Origin of the sequence: Pseudoalteromonas sp. S3785 (assembly GCF_005887365.1) — a bacterium.
Classification (GTDB): Bacteria; Pseudomonadota; Gammaproteobacteria; order Enterobacterales; family Alteromonadaceae; genus Pseudoalteromonas.
Map to the genome: position 1 here is coordinate 1 of NZ_PNCT01000102.1, position 675 is coordinate 675.

Genomic DNA, 675 nt, shown 5'->3' on the forward strand with positions numbered 1-675 from the left:
AGCTATCTGAAGCAGCGCTTTGATAAACCAACAGGCATTGCATTTATCGATTCCACTTCTCTCAAGGTGTGTCACAACATGCGTATTCCTCGCCACCAAGTTTTCGCGGGAGAAGCCAAACGAGGCAAAGGAACAATGGGCTGGTTTTATGGCTTTAAACTTCACCTCATCATGAATGATGAAGGTGGCTTATTAGCTGTAAAAGTGACAGCTGGGAATGTTGATGATAGACAGCCGGTATTAAATATGGTCGATAATGTTACAGGTAGTTTATACGCTGATAAAGGTTATATATCTGCAAACTTAAAAGCGGAACTTGCTGAGCAAGGCATTGATTTTATTACAGGTCAACGAAGTAATATGAAACGTCAGCCAATATCATCTTGGGATAGAGCGATGTTATCAAAGCGTTTCATCATTGAAACAGTTTTCGACCAGCTGAAAAATATGGCTCAAATAGACCACACAAGGCACCGCAGCTGCATCTCATTTATGGTTAATTTAATGGCTGGATTAATTGCCTATACTTTTCAGACTAAAAAGCCGAGTATAAAAGTGACTCGGCTTTAATTCTTATGCAGATCTGAGGTTAATTGCCTATATATCTGAAAACATACGCCAAGCAACTCAATCTTCTAAGTAAACCTATATGAGCAAGTTACACTTGCGAAACCT

Annotated in this window: 1 protein-coding gene; it reads left to right on the top strand. The window is 39.6% G+C overall.

Annotated features, from left to right (window positions below; genetic code table 11):
• On the top strand, positions 1-570 hold a 570-nt coding region (locus tag CWC17_RS18335), incomplete at its 5' end, for an IS982 family transposase (protein WP_138614536.1).
• Between the last annotated feature and the right edge of the window lie 105 nt (positions 571-675).